Below are 1,814 nucleotides of genomic sequence, written 5' to 3'. Positions count from 1 at the left end.
TAGCAATTATGATTTCCAAGACATTTGTCTCCTGTATTAACAATAGTTAATCTACTTTTGCTAGCTGGCGGCTATCTAAATTAGTATTGTGAGATAAGTTGATAGCTGGAGCTTGACACAACAGCTTTTCGGTGAACTGCATTTCTCTACACTGCTGCAATTGGTTTAGTTTGATTTCCAACTCATCTATCCTTTGGATAAGTTTATCAACCACATTAGCTACTGGATCCGGGATGTTACTGTGAGCAAGTGGACTAATCGGTTTGGCGAATTGCCTAACTATCCGTCCGGGAATCCCAACGACAGTGCAGTCACTAGGAACAGAGCGTAAAACTACTGAGCCTGCTCCAATACGGCTATTGTTACCAATTTCAATGTCCCCAAGAATTTTTGCTCCTGCTCCGACGATTACATTTTTTCCCAGAGTAGGATGACGTTTACCTAGTTGTTTGCCAGTGCCACCTAAAGTAACGCCTTGATAAATTAAGGTTCCATCTCCAACGATGGCGGTTTGCCCAATTACTACACCTGCACCGTGATCAATAAATATGCCCCGACCAAGGGTAGCACCTGGATGAATGTCAATTCCTGTTAGCCAACGGACAATGTAGGATACGAAGCGAGACAGCCAAAATAAACGGTGGCGATATAAGATATGAGCAAAGCGATGAACCGTAACTGCCTGTAAGCCTGGATAGCAAGTTAACACCTCAAGCCAAGAGCATGCAGCAGGATCTTTCTCAAACACAGCCTCAAAATCTGCTCGAATAGAATCCCACAAGCCTAAAGTAGATGAAGCTGTGGTTTGGCCATGTTTCTCCAAAGCTTCAAGAGAATGCTTCATTTCTGATTTTTGTTTCATTTTGAGTCAAAATAATATAGCAGTTAGCAGTGAGCTATCAGGCATCGGCTTTTTTGCTTTTCCTTGTCCTATGTGTCGTTCAGGGTTTTCAGATGTACCTGATTAAATTGCCAACTGCTATAATAAATATCGGGTCAATTTGTGATGATTCGATATTTATTATAGCAGTAGAGTGATTTGATTGATGAACTCTACTTACTTCTATGCCACTCAGTTATTCACTCAGTTATTCACTCAATTATTCACTCAATTTACAGCTGCCATCTGCTTAGTCATGGCTAATTTGTAGTTATTCGTCCAAAATGTATCCCAATTATGTTTGGCTTTCTGATAGCCAGCGGTTAAATCATCTACGGTAGATGGATCGGCATCAACTATCTCATTAATGGCATCTCTGACCTTTTGACGATGGATAATATCAGCTTCGCCAACATGAAAGTTCCAAAAATCCCAATCAATGGTGTGTTTGTTTTCTTTTATGTATGGGTTTTTGACAAGATATTTGTACATAGTAGACAGATAAACTTGGCAAAGACACTCTCCACCCATGCCACATAATCCAATCACATAGGTGGTAGGCTTGTTTAACGTTAATTGCTTAATCTCATCAAGCAAAATTTTATTTTCTTCGCTAAGACAGTTTTCAAATAAATCTTGATTTATACCAATACTTAACAGATACTTATCCCATAGTTGGAGATGATTATTCTCATGATCTCCTTCACCTAACTCTTCTGCTAGTATTTCAGCGGTTAAGCTTTTAAATTTTCCGTAAGGAGCTTTGGAAATTAGAATTGCCAGATTATCAGGAAACTGTTTGGTAAAATGACGGTACTGGATACATATCTGCTGTAAAGCGTCCAGTGGGGCATGTTGTAAATATTGCAGTTTCTCATCAGCTAGATATTCAGCTTCCAGTCGAGAATGATCTGCCATAGTCCAAAATTGATCA

The 1,814-nt window shown here is 39.5% G+C and carries 2 protein-coding genes; both read right to left on the bottom strand.

The annotated features are described in order from the left end of the window. Nucleotides 1–46: 46 nt before the first annotated feature. On the bottom strand, nucleotides 47–862 hold the full coding sequence (gene cysE / locus F6K49_RS45385; RefSeq protein WP_293108728.1) for a serine O-acetyltransferase: 816 nt from the start codon (nucleotides 860–862) through the stop codon (nucleotides 47–49). Between the two features lie 246 nt (nucleotides 863–1,108). Beyond that, nucleotides 1,109–1,814 (bottom strand): iron-containing redox enzyme family protein (locus tag F6K49_RS45380; RefSeq protein WP_293108725.1); only part of this gene is annotated, 706 nt, incomplete at its 5' end.

Source organism: Moorena sp. SIO3I6, assembly GCF_010672095.1.
The sequence above is the reverse complement of the archived record's forward strand: the minus strand, read 5'-3'. Positions and strand labels throughout refer to the sequence as shown.

Coding starts and splice junctions, on each gene's coding strand:
- cysE (WP_293108728.1), bottom strand. CDS start 862: ATGAAACAAAAATCAGAAATGAAGCATTCTCTTGAAGCTTTGGAGAAA.